The following is an 18,376-nucleotide window of genomic DNA, read 5'->3' on the forward strand; positions in this document are numbered from 1 at the left end:
CCGAAGGCCGGTGCGGGCTGCGGGGCTGCGGGCGGCGCGCCGAAGGCGGGGGGCGCCGTGGCCTGGGCCGGCGGGGCAAATCCCGGAGCGGCGGCCGGTGCGGCGGCGGGCGGCGCCTCTTCCTCGGCGACCTCGCCCCCGAAGTTCTTCAGGAGCGCGTCGAGACCGCCGTCGAATCCCTGGCCGACGGCGGCGAAACGCCAGACGTCCTTCAGGTAGAAGTCACCGAGCATCACGGCGCGCTCGGTGGTGAACTCCGATCCGGTGAAGGCGTACCTCACCACTTCCTCGCCGCCCGCGACGATCCGGATGTATCCCGGACCGATCTGGGACATCTGCCCGGAACCGTCGAGCGCCGCGGTGAAGGAGAGCTTCTGGATGGCTGCCGGAATGCGGTCGAGCGTGACGCGGAAGGACTCGGTGTCACCGGACTGCGCGCCGAGGAGCTGGATGGACTCCTCGGGCGATTTCGGCTGATTGAAGAAGATGAAGTACCGGTCGTCGGAGAGCTGCTCATGGGCGTCGAGGCCGAAGCAGCTGATGTCGAAGGTCAGCCCCGGGGCCGCGATCTGCACGCCTACGTACAGATCCGTCCCTGGCGTGAGATCACTGATCTTGGCCTTGTGGCCGCGTTGGAATTCCCTGGCCATGCGTAACGACCGTCCCCCATCCCGAAGGTAAATGCGTCGCGTCAGGCTAACCGCAAACGACGACATCCGACCAAGCCGGTACACACCCGGTACAGAATCGGCGAACGCGACCGGCCCCGGTCACTCCTCGCGGGCGGCGGGCAGGTGGGGCAGTCGGCCGGCCGCCACGACGCCCTCCAGATACCCCCGGGCGCGCTCGGTGCGCGGGTACGCCTCCAGCAGCCGCCAGAAGCCGGGACCGTGTCCGGGAACGAGCAGATGTGCCAGCTCGTGGAGGAGTACGTAGTCGACCACGTACTCCGGCATGCCCTGCAGCCGGTGCGAGAGCCTGATGCTTCCCTCGGCAGGGGTGCACGAGCCCCAGCGGGTGTTCTGGTTGGTCACCCAGCGCACCGAGACGGGCCTGGCGCGACCGTCGAAGTACTGGGCGGACAGCCGCCCGGCACGCTCGACGAGTTCGGTGTCGCCCAGGACGCGCCGGTTCTCCTGGGCGGCGAGCTTGGCCAGCATCACGCCCACCCAGCGCCGCTCCTCCGCCTCCGACATCCGGGCGGGGATGAGCACGATCGTGCGGTCGCCCTCGCGGTACGCGGAGACCGATTTCCTGCGCCGGGTGCTCCTGCGGACCTCGACCGCGCTCGTCGCCGAAGCGCGGGCCGGATGGGCTGCCGCGCTGCGCTGATGGCTTCCGGCGCCGGGCGCGGGGGTCTCACCGGCGAAGCCGGACGACGGGTCGGCGGGCACGCCACGACGTTACCCGCTGTCCGTGGGGGAAGTCCCGCCCCCGGGAACGGTTCGCGGCGATCCGCACCACGGCACGCACCGCAGGTGCGATCAGATGCTCGAAGGACCAAAGGATTGAACGACTGACGACCTGTGCCTGTGGACAACTCCGGGCACGGCTCGGCGCGGGCCCGCATTCTGGCGGAGGTCCCGCGGAAAGACCCGTGGATCAACCGGTCTGCGGGCACAGCTGTGCCCGCGACACCGCTCGGGGGAGAAATCATGTATCCGATGCTGAAGCCCGCACTGCGCCGCGCCTGGCGCGGACGGAACACCGTGCAATTCGGTGTGACACCCGCACATGCCGTGACGCTCGGACCGGTGGACCTCGCCACGGGGAGCTTTCTGGAACTGCTCGACGGCACGCGAGGACTTCCGCTGCTGCACGAGGAGGCCCGCGCTCTGGACCTGTCGGAACGTCATGTGGACACCTTGTTGTCGCGGTTGGCGGAGGCCGGGCTCCTGGACGACCCGAGGTCGGCCGGTCCGGGAGCCGATGTCCTGTGCCGTCGCGCCGAGGTGATGGACCGCCAGCGTCCCGATGTGGCCTCCCTGTCGGTGGTCCGTCCCGAGCCGGGCGGCGGCACGCGCCGGATGGCGGCCCGGCGGGCGATGCGGGTCCAGGTCCGGGGAGCGGGCCGGGTCGGGGCGTCCATCGCCTCGGTGCTGTCGGGCGCCGGTGTGGGGCACGTGGAAGTGCTCGACGGGGGCCGGGCCGAGCACTGGGACGTGGCGCCCGGCGGGCTCCCCCCGGCATCCGTGGGGGAACGGCGCGATGTGGCGGCCCGCCGGCTCGTCCGCCGGTGCGCTCCCGGGCCCGCTCCCCGGCCGGCGAGGACGGACGGAGCGGCGGCCGGCCTGCCGGGGAGCGCCGGGCAGCCCGGTCTGTCCCTGATCGTCGTCGCTCCCCGGGACGGGCTCGCGGTGTACGCGCCCGTCGCGGACACGGCCGGTCCCTGGATCGCGTCGGGCACTCCCCATCTCTATGCGGGAGTGATCGAGGCCACCGGCGTGGTCGGGCCTCTCGTCCTGCCCGGGGGCACCGGCTGTGCGGGCTGCCTGGAACTGCACCGCGCGGACCGGGATCCGCAGTGGCCCCGGATGCTGGCGCAGTGGCGTTCCGGGCGGCGGGGGGCGGTGCCCGCCTGCGATCTGGGGCTCGCGACGGCGGTCGCCGGTCTCGCCGCGGCACATGCCCTGGCCTTTCTGGACGGTGACCTCCCTTCCTGTACCGGAGCTCGCTGGGAGGCCGCTCTGCCCTTGCTGGACTGGCGTTCCGAGCCGATCGGCCCGCATGCGGACTGCTCCTGCGGGGCGGCTGGGGGCGCTATGGGGGAACGGCCCTCCGGTGCTCTTCCGGCGCAGGACACAATGGCGGGGTGACCGCCGTCGCCGGAGCGACACGGGAGGCGCGAGCGGCACGGCAGTCTGGGAACTGGAGGGGCACATGTCTGATCTTCCCCGGAAGGCGGTTACGCGTACGGCCAAGCTGGCCGCGCTTCCGCTCGGCTTCGCCGGCCGTGCCACATGGGGTCTGGGCAAGCGGATCGGCGGGAAGTCGGCCGAGCTGGTCGCCCGTGAGGTGCAGCAGCGCACGGCGGACCAGCTGTTCAAGACCCTGGGCGAGCTGAAGGGCGGGGCCATGAAGCTGGGCCAGGCCCTCTCCGTCTTCGAGTCGGCCCTGCCCGAGGAGATCGCCGGCCCCTATCGGGCCGCGCTGACCAAGCTCCAGGAGGCCGCGCCGCCACTGCCCGCGCGCACGGTCCACGGGGTTCTCGCGGAACGGATCGGGGAGGACTGGCGGGAGTATTTCCTGGAGTTCGAGGACACGCCGGCGGCTGCCGCCTCGATCGGGCAGGTGCACCGGGCGGTGTGGCACGACGGCCGCGAGGTCGCGGTGAAGGTGCAGTATCCCGGGGCGGGCGAGGCGTTGCTCTCCGACCTCGCCCAGCTCAGCCGCTTCGCCCGGCTGCTCGGCCCGCTGGTCCCGGGGATGGACATCAAGCCGCTGATCAAGGAGTTGCGGGACCGGGTTTCGGAGGAACTGGACTACGAGCTGGAGGCCCGGGCGCAGCAGGAGCACGCGGCGGAGTTCGAGGACGACCCGGATGTGGTGATCCCCCAGGTGGTGCACCAGTCCGACCAGGTGCTGGTGACGGAGTGGATCGACGGGATCCCGCTGTCCGAGGTCATCGCGGAGGGGACGGCGGAGCAGCGCGACCGTGCGGGACAGTTGCTGGCCCGCTTCCTCTTCTCCGGTCCGGCACGCACCGGCCTGCTGCACGCCGACCCGCATCCGGGCAACTTCCGGCTGATGCCCCCGGCGGCGGAGAACGCGGAGCACACGGAGGACGGGGGGCTCCCGGAGGAGGACGGCGGTCCGATGGGGTCCTGGCGGCTGGGGGTGCTGGACTTCGGCACGGTCGACCGGCTGCCGGGCGGGCTGCCGCGGAACATCGGCGACTCCCTGCGGCTGACGCTGGAGGGCGACGCGGCGGGGGTGTACGGGCTGCTGCGCGAGGAGGGCTTCGTGAAGGAGTCGATCGACCTGGACCCGGAGGCGGTGCTCGACTACCTGCTCCCGATCATCGAGCCCACGCGGGTGGAGGAGTTCACCTTCAGCCGGGGCTGGATCCGCGAACAGGCGGCCCGGATAGCCGATCCGCGCTCCCCCGCCCATCAGCTCGGCCGGCAGCTGAATCTCCCGCCGTCCTACGTCCTCATACACCGGGTGACGCTCAGCACGATCGGGGTGCTGTGCCAGCTGGGCGCGACGGTCCGGCTGCGCGACGAGCTCGAGGCGTGGCTGCCGGGGTTCCTGGCGGAGGACGCCGGTGACACCGAGGTGGAGGGGACGGAGTACGCCGAGGAGGAGGGCGAGCAGGAAGGGGAGCCCGTCCAGGCGTAAGGGAGGCCGAGGGGACCTCGCTCACCACCAGAGTGAGTCGAGGCGGCTCTCGATCGCGCGGATGTGGAGGCGGGCGCAGCCCTCGCAGAAGAGGAGGCGGCGTCCGTCCTCGACGGAACAGAGCCAGGTCGGAGGGGCTGTGTCGCCCTCGGCGACGGTGCCGCAGCGGGCGCACACCACGCCGTGCCCGGCGGGTCGTTCGGGGGGATGGGTCTCCTCGTCCACCTCCTGACGATATCCCCGTGACCGGATGGGCGACGGTACAACGCACCGCGGGGCCGTCCGTGTCCGGACGGCCCCGCGGTGAGGTGATGGGTGCACGCGGGTGCACGGTCAGTGCATGACCGCCATGGCCAGCGCGCGGCGGGCGCGCAGCGAGGCGCGCTCCGCCCGGCGCTGCATCCGGCGGGCGGCGATCAGGCGGGCCGACTGGCGGTCCTCCTGGGCCTCCCGCAGGCGGTCGCGCATATGCGCACGCGCCATGGCTTCTGGGATGAGTTGCATTTCGCGGGTCCTGTTCTGACGCGAGTCGTTCGCGCCGATGATGGTGACGTCGGGGGTGGCGGAGCCGACGGGCTCCTTCGTGGGGGTGATCATCGGTGCCTGATTCCGGGGGTCATGGGTCTGGGGACGGTCGATCGTTCCGAGGCGGAACCTGCGTGTGGGGGCGGGGACCCCACAGGTCGCGGTCACGCTGCGACCGGGTTCTTGCGCGGACGGCCACGCGGACGCTTGCGGGCCACGACGACGCCTTGGACGAAGAGCTCACCGCCCCAGACACCCCACGGCTCGCGGCGGTCCTTCGCCCCGGCGAGGCAGGCCTCGACGAGCGGGCAGGTGCGGCAGAGGGACTTGGCGTACTCGACGTCGGCCGGCGACTCGGCGAAGAAGACCTCCGGGTCGTAGGAACGGCAGGGGACGGGTACGCCGAGGTTCTCGATGGCGTCGTCGAGCGCGGTGAGCGTGGTGAGCGGGGTCAAGGCGGAGTCCTCCGTGGAGCCGGGCGGCGAGATCGGGGTGGAAAGCGGTACTGACGGGGCGTGCGTTTCGATGTGCACGGTGGGTGGTGTCCTCGTCTGGTCGTGCCGGCCTGTGGGCCGGTTGGCGGCTGCTGGTACCAGGTCCTGCTTGTCCCGAGGCTCCTTCGCTCCGTCCTGTCCGTTCGGACAAAACAAAAGGGCCGCGGATCCCGAGTGGGGTTCCGCGGCCCTGAAGGCGCCGGCCTGATGCTGGATCAGGCTGGATCGCTCCAGGGTTCAGGCCCACGGAAGGCCCACATCGTGTGGTGGTGCTGCGTCTGCTTCTCGGCTCCGGCACCGGCTGCCGCAAAGGCATAGGCCTGAGCCTGTGCTGCCTTCGCTACTGCTGCCGCCGGTGCCTCGATCGGTCGCTCATTACGCTCCCGCGTCACGGGGAGGCTCACCAGGGACAGCGGACGGGCGGCGGAGATGCCGGACAGACCGGTGGCGCGAAGCGAGGCAACCGAGGAGCGGGTGAGGCCGAGCGAGCAGGCGGAGACGACCGAGAGATCGGTCATTTTCTGGGTTTCGATGATGCTGATCACTTCAATCGCCTCCTCTCGGCGTCTCAGGGGGACCGGCCGGGACCGGTCCTGCGTATTCGGATAAGTACAGCACGGAATCAGGGCTTCAGAGAAGTCGCTGTTCCCGTGGTTAAGAACCTATGGTGACGACTGGGGCAGGCGCAAACTATTTTCTGGACGAGTTTTCATCAGGTCTCGTCCGCGCCCTCCTCGGGCTCACCATCAATCGCCTCACCTGCGCAGATGGCCAGAACATCGGTGCCGAAGCGGCTCAACTTCCGGTTGCCGACGCCGGCGATGACGACCAGCTCGCCCTCGGTGGACGGCACGGCCTCGGCGATCGCCATGAGCGTCTTCTCGGTGAACACGCAGAAGTCCGGCTGCCCCAGCAGGGCCGCCTGGGCCGCGCGCCAGTCGTACAGCCGCCCGTACAGCGCCTCGTCCATGTCCGAGGGGCACTCCTCGCAGCGCATCAGCTTCATCTCACCCGCGTCGGTGAGCGTGCGTCCGCAGACCCGGCAGCGCACCGGGCTCCTGGGCTTGCGCTCGACGGCCGGGGTCCGCTCGACGGCGGCCCGGCCGGATCCCCGGTCGATCCCGCCGCCACCGCCGACGCCGCCCCGCGTGCCGGCCCCCGCCGAGCCCGGCCGCAGCCCGTTCAGGAAGCGGGTCGGCCGCCGGCTCGCCCGGCCGCCCGGTGACCGGGACAGCGCCCAGGAGAGCGAGAGGTGGACGCGGGCGCGGGTGATTCCGACGTACATCAGGCGCCGCTCCTCCTCGACCTGCTCGTCGGTCTTGGCGTAGGCGATCGGCATCATGCCCTCGGTGAGGCCGACCAGGAACACGGCGTCCCATTCCAGGCCCTTCGCCGAGTGCAGCGAGGCCAGGGTCACCCCCTGGACCGTCGGGGCGTGCTGGGCGGCCGCCCGCTCGTCCAGCTCACGCACCAGGTCGGTCAGGGTCGCCCCCGGTTTCGCCGTCTCGAAGTCCTCCGCGAGGCGCACCAGCGCGGCCAGCGACTCCCAGCGGTCCCGCACGGCTCCCGACCCGGCGGGCGGCCGGCTGGTCCAGCCCTTGGTGGAGAGGACCGCCCGCACCTGGGAGGCCAGGTCCTCCGCCCCGTCGAGGAGGGAGTCGTTGCCTCCGGCGCGGGCCGCGCCGCGCAGGGCGGTGCCCGCCTCGCGGACCTCGGCCCGCTCGAAGAACCGCTCGGCGCCGCGCAGCTGGTAGGGCACCCCGGCGTCCGCGAGTGCCTGCTCGTAGACCTCGGACTGGGAGTTGACGCGGTAGAGGACGGCGATCTCACCGGCCGGCACACCCGCGGCGACGAGATCGCGGATCCGCCGGGCGGTGCCCTCGGCCTCGGTGGGCTCGTCGGAATACTCCGTGTAGGCGGGCTCGGGCCCCTTGTCGCGCTGCGAGACCAGCTCAAGCCGGTGGTCGGCCGCCTTGCCGTGGGCCTGGCTCAGCAGGCCGTTGGCGAGGTGGACGACCTGGGGGGTGGAGCGGTAGTCCCGCACCAGCTTGACCACGGTCGCCCCGGGGTGGCGGGTGCGGAAGTTCAGCAGGTGGTCGGGGGTGGCCCCGGTGAAGGAGTAGATCGTCTGGCTGGCGTCGCCGACGACGCAGAGATCGTCCCGGTCGCCGACCCAGAGGTCGAGCAGCCGCTGCTGGAGCGGGCTCACGTCCTGGTACTCGTCGACGACGAAGTGCTGGTACTGGCCGCGCACGTGCTCGGCGATGTCGCTCCGGTCCTGGAGGATGCCGACGGTGAGCAGCAGCACGTCCTCGAAGTCGATCACCGAGCGGTCGCGCTTGAGCTGTTCGTACGTGGAGTAGATCTGGGAGAGGACCGCCGGATCGCGGGGGGCGTCCCGCTGGGTCTTGGCGACGGCAGCCGGATAGTCGGCGGGGACGGTCTGGGTGACCTTGGCCCACTCAATCTCGCTGGTGACGTCCCGCAGCTCGTTGCGGTCGAGCCGCAGCTCGCAGCGGGCGGCGGCCTCGGCGACCAGCTGCACCTTCCGCTCCAGCAGCCGGGGCAGCTCGCCACCGACTGCTTTCGGCCAGAAGTACTGGAGCTGGCGGAGGGCGGCGGAGTGGAAGGTCCGTGCCTGGACGCCGGTCGCGCCGAGCTGTCGCAGGCGGCCGCGCATCTCCCCGGCGGCCCGGTTGGTGAAGGTGACGGCGAGCACGGTGGCCGGCTGGAGGATGCCCGCACGCACCCCGTACGCGATGCGGTGCGTGATCGCGCGGGTCTTGCCCGTACCGGCTCCGGCCAGCACGCACACCGGTCCGTGCAGGGCCAGAGCCACCTCGCGCTGCTCGGGGTCGAGCCCGTCGAGCACGGCGTCCGGGGTCTCGGGAACCTGGGGGAAGAGGGTGGAGTGCGTTGCTGCTGTCACCCCGCCATGCTGCCAGGTCCCCAGGGGCGGATGCGGCGGTTGTCCACAGGGGTGAGGTATTCGTCGTACCGGCTGGCGCGGCACGGGGGCCGGTACGGGGGCGTGGTGGGAATGGTGGCCGCGTCCCGTACGTTCCTTATCCATGCGGAAGGGCCACCGACAGCGGCCGGACCGCGAGTGACGCTGCCGGCCGCGCAGCGTAGGGACGAGACGAAGGAGCGCCAGCGACATGGCGGGCACTGTGACGATGTACAGCACCACCTGGTGCGGCTACTGCCGTCGGCTGAAGAGCCAGATGGACCGCGAGGGCATCGCGTACAACGAGGTCAACATCGAGCACGACCCGGAGTCGGCCGCGTTCGTCGAGAAGGCGAATGGCGGAAACCAGACGGTCCCCACGCTGCTGATCGTGGCCCCCTCGGGCACCGAGTCGGTCATGACGAACCCGTCCCTCGCCCAGGTGAAGCAGGCGCTCGCCGCCTGATCCCGGCCGATGGACGACCGCCCGTCGCGCGTACGACTGCCCCCGGCACCGCCGGGGGCAGTCGTGTGTCCGGGGGTGCTCAGTCGGTCCGCTTCGCGCTGCCGGGCCGCGGGAGCGGCTTGCCGTACCAGAGCTCGATCAGGCGGGCCGCGATCGAGATGCCGAACGGGGGCATGACCTCGCCGGACTCGAAGGCGGCGGTGAGGTCCTCGCGGGAGAACCAGCGGGCCTCCTCGATCTCCTCGCCGTCGACGGTGATGTCGAAGGTGGTCGCCCGCGCCATGAAGCCGAGCATCAGGCTGGAGGGGAACGGCCAGGGCTGGCTGGCGATGTACTCGACCTCGCCGACGGTGACCCCGGCCTCCTCGTAGACCTCGCGGGCCACGGACTGTTCGATCGACTCCCCCGGCTCGACGAACCCGGCGAGCGTGGAGAAGCGGCCCTCCGGCCAGTGCACCTGGCGGCCCAGCAGGGCCCGGTCCTGATCGTCGGTGACCAGCATGATGACCGCCGGGTCGGTGCGCGGGTAGTGCTCGGCGCCGCAGGCCTGGCAGCGGCGGATGTGGCCGGCCGCCGCGATGACGGTGCGCTCGCCGCAGCGGGAGCAGAAGCGGTGCAGCCGCTGCCAGTTCTCCAGGGCGACGGCGTGCGCCATCAGGCCCGCGTCGCGGGGGCCGAGGAGAAGTCCCGCCTCGCGGAGCCCGGCGGGCCGGGCCGACTGGTCCATGCGGCCGGGCAGCGAGTCCTTCTGGAGCGCGAAGTAACTGACGCCGTCCTCGTCGGTGCCGAGGAAATACCGGTGGGTCTCGGTGACCGGGGCCTCGAAGGCCTGGGTCATGACGATCTCGGTGCCCCCGTCGGGGGTGTCGTCGATCAGCACCTGCCCGCCGGAGACGACGAAGACGCGGGTCGTCGGGTGGCTCCACGCCACGGCCAGCCACGCCTCGTCGAGGCGGTGGTGTGCCGCGCGGTCGATGCCGCTCGGCGCGGTGAGGCCGATCGGGCGGTCTGCGGTGGCGTTGTCGAAGGTGCTCACAGGTGCTTCCTACTCCCCCTGGGTGGATCGGGTGTGCACAGGTACGTGGAGGGTGTGCAGAGGATTCAGCGGAGTTCCGGTTCCGGGCGTTCAGGAGTTCCGGGCATTCAGCGCAGTGCCGTGGCCAGCTCGCCCCACAGGTGGGCGGTCGTCTCCACACCCTTGAGCAGCAGGTCGAGCTCGACCTTCTCGTCGGGGGCGTGCCAGCCGTCGGAGGGTACGGAGATGCCGAGGAAGAGGACGGGTGCGCCGAGCACGTCCCTGAGGTCGGCGGCGGGGCCGGAGCCTCCCTCGCGGGTGAAGAGGATCTTCTTCCCGAAGGCCCGGCCCATCGCGCGGGCCACCGCCTGGAGGGCGGGGTGGTCCAGCGGGGTCAGGCAGGGGCGGGTGGCCGGCTGGAAGGCGATCCGGTGGCGGACGCCCGCCGGGATGCGGGACTCGGCCCAGCTCCGGACGGCCTGCTGCACGCGGTCGGGGTCCTGGCCGTCGACCAGCCGGAAGCTGATCTTCACCAGGGCCGAGGAGGGAATGATCGTCTTGCTGCCGGCGCCCTGGTAGCCACCGCCGATGCCGTTGACCTCGGCGGTGGGGCGGGCCCAGACGCGCTCCAGCGTGGAATAACCGGCCTCGCCGGCCGCGGCACCCGACTTCGCGGTGCGCAGCCAGGTGGCCTCGTCGAAGGGCAGCTCGGCGAAGAGGGCCCGCTCGGTGTCGGTGAGGTCGGTGACCCCGTCGTAGAAGCCGGGGACCGCGACCTTGCCGTCCGTGTCGTGGAGGGCGGCGACGAGGCGGGCGATCTCGGTGGCCGGGTTGGGGACGGCTCCGCCGAACGATCCGGAGTGGATGTCCTGGGCGGGGCCGTACAGCTCGATCTCGCACTCCGCGAGGCCGCGCATGCCGGTGCAGACGGTCGGGGTGTCCTCGTCCCACATGCCGGTGTCCGAGACGATCACCGCGTCGGCGGCGAGCCGGTCCGCCTGCCGCTCGGCCAGGGCGCGGAAGTTCGGGGAGCCCGACTCCTCCTCGCCCTCGATCAGCAGCTTGAGGTGGACGGCGGGGGTGGAGCGGCCGGTCGCCGCGAGGTGGGCGCGGACCCCGAGGGTGTGGAAGAACACCTGGCCCTTGTCGTCGGCCGCGCCGCGTCCGTGCATCCGGCCGTCCCGGATCACCGGCTCGAACGGGTCGGTCGCCCAGCCGTCCTCGCGGGCGGCGGGCTGCACGTCGTGATGGCCGTAGACCAGGACCGTCGGGGCGTCCGGGTCCTCGCTGGGCCACTCGGCGAAGACCGCCGGCGCTCCGGGGGTCTCCCAGATCTCGGTGACCGGGAAGCCGGTCTCCTTGAGCTTGGCGCTCAGCCACTCCGCGCTGCGCCGTACGTCCCCGTCGTGCTCCGGCTGCGCGGACACGGACGGGATGCGCAGCCACTCCGCGAGGTCGTCGAGGAAGGCTGCGCGATGCTGTTCGGTGTACGTACGGACGGCGCTGTCCGGGGTCTCGCTCATGCTCTTGAGCCTATCCGTCCTCGGGGGCCGGCTCGTCCAGCAGGATGCGCTCCAGCTCTGCCCGGCCGGGCAGTCCGCGCGGATGGACGGTCTCCCCGCTGCGTACGTAGAGGAAGGCGGCGGTGACCTCTTCGAGCGGCAGATCGTGCAGTTCGGCCCAGGCGAGGCGGTAGACGGCGAGCTGGAGCGGGTCGGCGGTGCGGTGGCGGGTGGTCTTCCAGTCGACGATCTCGTACCGGTCGCCCGTGCGGTAGACGGCGTCGATGCGGCCCCGGATGACGCGGCCCGCCAGGGTGATCTGGAACGGGGTCTCCACCCGGTACGGCGTGCGCCGGGCGTACGCGGTGCGCTCGAACGCCTCCTTCAGCTCGGCGAGGTCCCGCTCGTCGGCGATCTCCGCGTCGCTCTCGTCGCCCCCGGGCAGTTCGTCGGGGCCGAGCATGGGCAGCGGCAGTTCCTCGTACCGCGACTCCACCCAGGCGTGGAACCGGGTGCCCCGGCGGGCGGCGGGCTGGGGCGGACGGGGCATGGGCCGGGCCAGCTCCCGGGCGAAGCCGTCGGGGTCATCGGCCAGGCGCAGCAGTTGGGTGGCGGAGAGCGCGGCGGGCACGAGGACCTCGCGCACGGTGGCGCGGGCGCGGCGCAGCTCCCCGGCCAGGGAGTCCAGGTCCCGGTCCCAGGAGGCGAGGGTGCGGGCCTCCTCGGGGGTGAGCCGTTCCGCGGGACCGGCGTCCTGGGGGTGGCGGGCGGCCGGGATGTGCGGGGGTGGATGCGGTGCGGTGTCAGGTCCCGTGTCCGTGTCCGTGTCCGTGTCCAGCACGGTCGCCGGTGTGTCCTGCGCGGTCGCCGGTGCCGTCTCGGGTGCGCCCGGGGGGCGTTCGGTGGGGAGCGCGTCCCAGTCCCAGTCCTCGTCGACCGGCTCCGCGTCGAACGGCTCCTCCTCGAACAGGTCCGCGTCGAACAGGTCCGCGTCGACCGGTGTGTCATCGGGCTCGTACGAAGGCTCACCGGTGGCCAGTCGCTCCAGGTGGGCCAGCACCGTGTCCCGGGCGGCGCGGCGGCGGGCGAGGGCGTCGGCGTCCAGCGGGAGCGGCCAGGCCAGGTCGGCGTCCCGTTCCGCGAGGGCCGGGTTCTCCTCGTCCTCGGCGGGCTCGTCCGCCCAGGCCTCGATCTCCCCGTGGCCCGCCGCGCAGTGCTCGTACAGCGCGTCGAGGAAGGCGGACGGGCCCCGCGTCCGCTTCTGGGACGGGCCCCACCAGTGGCCGGAGCCGAGGAGCAGGGAGCGGGGGCGGGTGAAGGTGACGTAGCCGAGGCGCAGTTCCTCCGTGTGCTGGTGCTCCTTCATCTGCGCCTTGAACGCCTTGATCCCCTGGGCGTCGAGGCCGTCGTGCGTGTCCAGGGCCGGGAGCGTCGCCGCGTCGCCGCGCAGGGCGTGCGGGAGCACCTGGGCCTGGGCGGTCCACGCCTCCCGGGCCCGGTCGCTCGGGAACTGGCCCGTGACCAGTCCGGGTGCGGCGACGACGTCCCACTCCAGGCCCTTGGACTTGTGGGCGGTGAGGACCTTGACGGTGTTCTCGCCGCCGGGCAGCGCGTTGTCCAGGCCCTTCTCGTACTGCGCGGCGGTCCGCAGGAAGCCGAGGAAGGCGAGCAGGGTCGCCTCGCCGTCGAGGGAGGCGAACCGGGCCGCGGTGTCCAGGAAGTTGGCGAGGGTCTCCCGTCGGCGGGCGGCCAGCGCCTGCGGGGACGCGGACAGCTCGACCTCCAGTCCGGTGGTGGCCAGGACCCGGTGCAGGACGTCCATCAGGGGGTCCGCGAGCGAGCGGCGCAGGTCGCGCAGCTCCCGGGCGAGGCGGGCGAAGCGGACCCGGGCCTCGGCGGAGAACGGCAGCCCGTCGTCGGCCGCGTCCCCCACGACCAGGAAGGTGTCCAGCGCGTCCGCGAGCGATATCACCTCGGCCGGGTCCGTGCCCTCGACCGCGTCCGCGAGCCGCTGGTCCGCGTCGGCGTCGTCCGCGTGGCCGGCCCGGTGCACGAGGAGGCGGGCGCGGCGGCCCAGGAGCGCGAGGTCCCGGGGGCCGATGCGCCAGCGCGGTCCGGTGAGGAGGCGGACCAGGGAGGCGTTGGCCCCCGGGTCCTGGAGGACCTCGCAGACGGCGACCAGGTCCGCCACCTCGGGAAGGTGGAGCAGCCCGGCGAGGCCGACGACCTCGACCGGGATGTCCCGGGCGACCAGCGCCGCCTGGATCTCGGGGAAGTCCCCGGCGGTGCGGCACAGGACGGCGATCTCGCCCGGCGGGGTGCCGGTGCGCACGAGGTGGGCGAGGGAGTCGGCGAGCCAGTCGATCTCCTCGGTGTGCGTGGTCAGCAGGGCGCAGCGGACCATGCCGTCCCGCTCGGCGCCCGGGGCGGGGCGCAGCGCCTCGACGCCCTCGTGCATCGCCCGCAGGGGTTCGGCGAGGCCGTTGGCGAGCTGGAGGAGCCGGCCGCCGCTGCGCCGGTTCTCGCTGAGGCTGTAGCGGGTGGCGGGGGCGCCGTCGGAGTGCGGGAAGTGCTCGGGGAAGTCGTCGAGGTTGGCGACGGACGCGCCGCGCCAGCCGTAGATCGCCTGGCAGGGGTCGCCCACGGCGGTCACCGCGTGGCCGGTGGGCGTGTGACCGCTCTCCCCGGACTCCGTACCGGCTCCGAACAGCGCGGAGAGCAGCAGCCGCTGGGCCACCGACGTGTCCTGGTATTCGTCGAGGAGGACCACCCGGAACTCCTCGCGCAGGATCTTCCCGACCTCGGGCCGGGTCAGGGCCAGCTCGGCGGAGAGGGCGATCTGGTCGCCGAAGTCCAGCAGGTCCCGGCTGCGCTTGGCGGTTCGGTAGCGCTCGGTGAGGCCGAGGAGGGAGCGGCGGGCCTCGGCGGTCTCGGGGATCTTGCGGAGGTCGGCGTTGCTGAGTTTCGTGTGCTCCAGGGCGCTCAGCAGTTCGGTGTCGTGACGGTGCAGCGCGCCGGGCCGTACGAGGTGTTCGGACAGCTCCCCGTCGAGCGCCAGGAGATCGCTGACCAGGGTGGGGAAGGACCGGGTGAGCGCCGGATAGGGGCCCGGGGCCTCGCGCAGCACCTTCGCGGCGAGTTGGTAGCGGGTGGCGTCGGCGAGGAGGCGGGTGGTCGGCTCCAGGCCGATGCGCAGGCCGTGCTCGGTGAGGAGGCGGCCGGCGAAGGCGTGGTAGGTGGAGATGGTGGGCTCGCCCGGGGGGTTGTCCGGGTCGATGACGTCGGGGTCGGTGACCCCGGCGGCGATGAGCGCCCTGCGGACGCGCTCGGCCAGCTCGCCCGCCGCCTTGTTGGTGAAGGTGAGGCCGAGGACCTGCTCCGGCGCGACCTGTCCGGTGCCCACCAGCCAGACCACACGGGCGGCCATCACCGTGGTCTTGCCCGATCCGGCCCCGGCCACGATCACCTGCGGGGCGGGCGGCGCGGTGATGCAGGCCGTCTGCTCCGGGGTGAACGGGATCCCGAGGAGCTCCTTGAGCTGCTCGGGATCGGTGATGCGTGGGGACACCCGGACAACGGTAACCGGAGCCGCTGACAACCCGGGCCGATGCCCACGAAAGGCCCTACTCCACCACCTGACGGCCCTCCGCCTGGGCGCTGCACGAGGCGCGGAAGGCGCAGTGGGAGCAGTGGGTGCCGGTGGTGGGGGTGAAGCGTTCGTCCAGGACCTTTCCGGCGGCGGTGGCGAGCAGGCCGGAGACCCACTCCCCCGCCAGCGGCTCCTGGGCCTGGACCTTGGGGAAGGCGTCGCCGCCCTCCTTCTTGGGCGCGGGCTGGCGGAGCTGGACCAGCTCGGCGCCGCCCGGCTCGGGTCGCCGGCCGTCGAAGACCTCGTCGACCGCGCCCTCGCGGACGGCGAGCTGGTAGACGGCGAGCTGGGGGTGGGCGGCGACCTCGTCCTTGGTGGGCGCGCCCTTGCCGGTCTTGAAGTCGACGACGTACGCCCGGCCCTCGGCGTCCTGTTCGACCCGGTCCATCGAGCCCCGGATGCGGACGGCGTACTCGCCCGCCTCCAGCGTCACGTCGAAGTCGTGCTCGCTCGCGGTGGGGGTGCGGCCGCCCCGGTCCAGGACGTGCCAGTGCAGGAAGCGTTCCAGGGCGGCCCGGGCGTGGTCCTTCTCCTGTTCGGACTTCCAGGGGGCGTCGAAGGCGAGGCCGTTCCACACCGAGTCCAGGCGTTCCATGAGGACGTCCAGGTCGGCAGGGGTCCGGCTGGAGGCGACCTCGTCGGCGAGTACGTGGACGACGTTGCCGAATCCCTGGGCGGCGGTGGCCGGGGCGTCGGCCTTCACCTCGCGGCCCAGGAACCACTGGAGGGCGCAGGTGTTGGCGAGCTGGTCCAGCGCGCTGCCGGAGAGGGTGACGGGCTGGTCGCGGTCGCGGAGCGGGACGGCGGAGCGGGTCGGCTCCTCCAGGCCCCACCAGCGGTACGGGTGGGCCGCGGGCACCAGCGGCTGCCCCTCGTCGTCGGTGAGCGCGGCGAGCCGGGCGAGGCGGTGGGCGGCGGCCTCGCGCAGCGCGTCGGAGGCGGCCGGGTCGACGGTGGTGGCGCGCAGCTCGGCGACGAGCGCGGCGACGGCGAGGGGGCGGCGGGGGCGGCCGGTGACGTCGCGGGGTTCGACGCCCAGCTCGGTCAGGAAGCGGGAGGGCTGGTCGCCGTCGTCGGCGAGGGCCTTCACGGCGGTGACGACGAGGCGGTCGCGGGCGCGGGTGGCGGCGACGTAGAAGAGCCGGCGTTCCTCGGCGAGGAGGGCCCCGGGCGTGAGGGGTTCGGCGAGTCCGTCGCGGCCGATCCGGTCGGCCTCCAGGAGGGAGCCCCGGCGGCGCAGGTCGGGCCAGACGCCTTCCTGGACCCCGGCGACGACGACGAGCCGCCACTCCAGGCCCTTGGAGCGGTGGGCGGTCATCAGGCGTACGGCGTCGGGGCGGGCGGTCCGCCGCGAGAGGGTGTCCGCGGCGATGTCCTGGGCGTCGACCTCTTCGAGGAAGTTGAGGGCCCCGCGCCCGCCGGTGCGCTCCTCGGCGCGGGCGGCCGTCTCGAACAGGGCGCACACCGCGTCGAGATCGCGGTCGGCGTTGCGCCCGCCCGCCCCGCCGCGCAGCGCGGCCCGCTCCAGCCTGCCCGGCCAGGGGGTGCCGTTCCACAGGGTCCACAGGGCCTCCTCGGCGGTGCCGCCGCCTTCGAGGAGTTCGCGGGCCTTGCGCAGGAGCGCGCCGAGACGCTGCGCGCCGTGGGCGTACGCCGGGTCGTGGGTGACGAGTCGTTCGGGCTCGGCGAGGGCGCGGGCCAGCAGGGCGTCGGAGGGCGCGGGGACCCGGATCCCGGCGGCGCGCTCCTCGTCGCGCAGGGCCCGGCCGAGGCGGCGCAGGTCGGCGGCGTCCATGGAGCCGAGCGGGGAGGTGAGGAGGGTGAGGGCGGTCTCGGAGTCGAGCCAGGGGGCCGCTTCGTCCTGCTCCTCGTCGGCGCGGGCGGTGTGCAGCGCGGCCGCGGCCACCGTCCGCAGCGCCGTCAGCAGGGGGGCGACGGCCGGTTCGTGGCGCAGCGGCAGGTCGTCGCCGTCGACCTCCAGGGGGACTCCGGCGGAGGTGAGGGCGCGGCGGACGGCGGGCAGCGAGCGGCCTCCGGCCCGTACCAGCACGGCCATCTCCTGCCACGGCACCCCGTCCTCCAGGTGGGCGCGGCGCAGCAGGTCCGCGATGTTCTCCAGCTCCGTGGACGCGGTCGGGTAGGTGTACGTCTCGACCTGGCCGCCGTCCCGGACGGCGGCCGGGTCGCGGTGGGCGCGGACCATGCCGGCGGGCAGCCGGGTCAGCGGCATCCGGCGGGTGAGCAGCCGGGTCGCCGCGAGCAGTCCGGCCCCGGAGCGGCGGGAGGTGGTGAGGACGCCCACGGGCGCGGGGCCCCCGTCCGCCCGGCGGAAGGTGTCCGGGAAGTCGAGGATGCCGTTCACGTCGGCGCCCCGGAACGTGTAGATCGACTGGTCGGGGTCGCCGAAGGCGATCAGCGTCCGCCCGCCGCGCGCAGCCGTCCCGCGTTCCTCGGCGTACCCCGGCGCGCGCCCCCGGTTGCCCGCCAGCGCGTGCAGCAGGCGCACCTGGGACGGGTCGGTGTCCTGGTACTCGTCGACGTACACCGCGTCGTAGCTCCCGGCCAGCCGCTCCGCCACCTCGGGGCGCTCGGCGAGCAGGACCGCGCGGTGCACCAGCTCGGCGTAGTCCAGGACGCCCTGGGCGTCGAGGATGTCGAGGTACTCGGCGAGGAACTGGGCCGCCGCCGTCCAGTCCGGGCGGCCGGTGCGGCGGGCGAAGGCGGCCAGCGCGTCCGGGCCGAGGCCCAGTTCGCGGCTGCGGGCGAGCACCGCGCGCACCTCGTCGGCGAAGCCGCGGGTGGTCAGGCAGGACCGCAGCTCGTCCGGCCAGCGGACGTGGGCCAGGCCCTCCTTCTCCAGGTCGAGCTGGCCCGCGAGCAGCTCGCGGACGGTGACGTCCTGCTCGGGCCCGGACAGCAGGCGCAGCGGATCGGCGAACAGGTCGGCGTCCTGGTGGGCCCGGACCAGGGCGTAGCAGTACGAGTGGAACGTGGTGGCCTGCGGGCCGCGGGCCGCCCCGAGGCGGGCGGCCATCCGGTCACGCAGCTCGACGGCGGCCTTGCGGCTGAAGGTGAGGACGAGGATGCGGGCGGGATCGGCGCCGCGGTTCACCCGCGCGGCGACGGATTCGACGAGGGTGGTGGTCTTGCCGGTGCCGGGCCCGGCGAGGACCAGCAGCGGGCCGCCCGGGTGGTCAACCACCGCGCGCTGGCCTGCGTCCAGCAGAGGAGGATCCACCGAGCCGGGCGGAGTGCGCACCAGACGGTACGCACCCGTGGTCCGCGGCCGTGACTCACGGTGCGGACTGTGCCGGGTGGAGGAGGAACTCACGTGGATCGCCGGTCCTGGTGGGTGTACGGGGATGTACGGGTGATGAGGGACGGGTTCGGTGCGGACGGGGAAGAGGGAAGGGGCGGAGCGTGCCGCGCGATGACGA

At 73.1% G+C, this 18,376-nt stretch carries 14 protein-coding genes; 3 read left to right on the forward strand and 11 right to left on the reverse strand.

The window, feature by feature from the left end; all coding sequences use genetic code 11:
- Both HET64_RS04630 and HET64_RS04635 read right to left on the reverse strand, forming a co-directional pair.
- A partial coding sequence (locus HET64_RS04630; RefSeq protein ID WP_215102589.1) for a TerD family protein occupies nt 1-650 on the reverse strand: 650 nt, incomplete at its 3' end.
- A 120-nt stretch (nt 651-770) separates the two neighbouring features.
- On the reverse strand, nt 771-1,394 hold the full coding sequence (locus HET64_RS04635) for a M48 family metallopeptidase (RefSeq protein WP_215102591.1): 624 nt from the start codon (nt 1,392-1,394) through the stop codon (nt 771-773).
- A gap of 261 nt (nt 1,395-1,655) precedes the next feature.
- Between HET64_RS04635 and HET64_RS04640 the strand changes: the two genes are divergently transcribed.
- Nucleotides 1,656-2,816: a ThiF family adenylyltransferase gene (locus tag HET64_RS04640; protein WP_215102593.1), complete on the forward strand. Its 1,161-nt coding sequence runs from the start codon at nt 1,656-1,658 to the stop codon at nt 2,814-2,816.
- Between the two features lie 64 nt (nt 2,817-2,880).
- A complete protein-coding gene (locus tag HET64_RS04645; protein WP_215102595.1) occupies nt 2,881-4,341 on the forward strand; it encodes an AarF/ABC1/UbiB kinase family protein in 1,461 nt (486 codons plus the stop codon).
- Between the two features lie 21 nt (nt 4,342-4,362).
- Here the strand turns inward: HET64_RS04645 and HET64_RS04650 are convergent, their stop codons facing one another.
- The 5 genes from HET64_RS04650 to HET64_RS04670 all read right to left on the reverse strand — a co-directional run bounded on the left by HET64_RS04650 (nt 4,363) and on the right by HET64_RS04670 (nt 8,289).
- Nucleotides 4,363-4,566, reverse strand: a complete 204-nt coding sequence (locus tag HET64_RS04650) for a hypothetical protein (RefSeq protein WP_215102597.1) — start codon at nt 4,564-4,566, stop codon at nt 4,363-4,365.
- A gap of 108 nt (nt 4,567-4,674) precedes the next feature.
- Nucleotides 4,675-5,034, reverse strand: coding sequence for a hypothetical protein (locus HET64_RS04655; RefSeq protein ID WP_215102599.1), 360 nt, complete (start codon nt 5,032-5,034; stop codon nt 4,675-4,677).
- Entirely contained in the window at nt 5,031-5,399 is a 369-nt protein-coding gene (locus HET64_RS04660; RefSeq protein WP_007460056.1) for a WhiB family transcriptional regulator, read from the reverse strand. Before HET64_RS04660 ends, HET64_RS04655 begins: the two co-directional genes overlap by 4 nt.
- A gap of 176 nt (nt 5,400-5,575) precedes the next feature.
- Nucleotides 5,576-5,905 (reverse strand): hypothetical protein, encoded by a 330-nt coding sequence (locus HET64_RS04665; RefSeq protein ID WP_215102601.1) that lies wholly within the window; start codon nt 5,903-5,905, stop codon nt 5,576-5,578.
- A 167-nt stretch (nt 5,906-6,072) separates the two neighbouring features.
- On the reverse strand, nt 6,073-8,289 hold the full coding sequence (locus HET64_RS04670) for an ATP-dependent DNA helicase UvrD2 (protein ID WP_215102603.1): 2,217 nt from the start codon (nt 8,287-8,289) through the stop codon (nt 6,073-6,075).
- Nucleotides 8,290-8,518: 229 nt separating this feature from the next.
- Between HET64_RS04670 and HET64_RS04675 the strand changes: the two genes are divergently transcribed.
- Complete coding sequence (locus tag HET64_RS04675; protein WP_006127421.1) at nt 8,519-8,773, forward strand: glutaredoxin domain-containing protein; 255 nt, start codon at nt 8,519-8,521, stop codon at nt 8,771-8,773.
- Nucleotides 8,774-8,852: 79 nt separating this feature from the next.
- On the opposite strand, the gene nudC is transcribed toward HET64_RS04675, so the two are convergent.
- The 4 genes from nudC to HET64_RS04695 all read right to left on the reverse strand — a co-directional run bounded on the left by nudC (nt 8,853) and on the right by HET64_RS04695 (nt 18,270).
- Nucleotides 8,853-9,809 carry an NAD(+) diphosphatase gene (gene nudC / locus HET64_RS04680; protein WP_215102605.1) on the reverse strand — a complete coding sequence of 319 codons (957 nt, stop codon included), beginning with the start codon at nt 9,807-9,809 and terminating at the stop codon, nt 8,853-8,855.
- 107 nt (nt 9,810-9,916) lie between these two features.
- Nucleotides 9,917-11,311, reverse strand: a complete 1,395-nt coding sequence (locus tag HET64_RS04685; protein WP_215102607.1) for a dipeptidase — start codon at nt 11,309-11,311, stop codon at nt 9,917-9,919.
- A 10-nt stretch (nt 11,312-11,321) separates the two neighbouring features.
- Entirely contained in the window at nt 11,322-14,858 is a 3,537-nt protein-coding gene (locus HET64_RS04690) for an ATP-dependent DNA helicase (RefSeq protein WP_215102609.1), read from the reverse strand.
- Between the two features lie 55 nt (nt 14,859-14,913).
- Nucleotides 14,914-18,270 (reverse strand): ATP-dependent DNA helicase, encoded by a 3,357-nt coding sequence (locus tag HET64_RS04695; RefSeq protein ID WP_215102611.1) that lies wholly within the window; start codon nt 18,268-18,270, stop codon nt 14,914-14,916.
- Nucleotides 18,271-18,376: the final 106 nt, after the last annotated feature.

This window comes from Streptomyces sp. McG3, from assembly GCF_018619185.1.
Taxonomy (GTDB): domain Bacteria; phylum Actinomycetota; class Actinomycetes; order Streptomycetales; family Streptomycetaceae; genus Streptomyces.

Coding starts and splice junctions, on each gene's coding strand:
- HET64_RS04640 (WP_215102593.1), top strand. CDS start 1,656: ATGTATCCGATGCTGAAGCCCGCACTGCGCCGCGCCTGGCGCGGACGG.
- HET64_RS04645 (WP_215102595.1), top strand. CDS start 2,881: ATGTCTGATCTTCCCCGGAAGGCGGTTACGCGTACGGCCAAGCTGGCC.
- HET64_RS04675 (WP_006127421.1), top strand. CDS start 8,519: ATGGCGGGCACTGTGACGATGTACAGCACCACCTGGTGCGGCTACTGC.
- HET64_RS04685 (WP_215102607.1), bottom strand. CDS start 11,311: ATGAGCGAGACCCCGGACAGCGCCGTCCGTACGTACACCGAACAGCAT.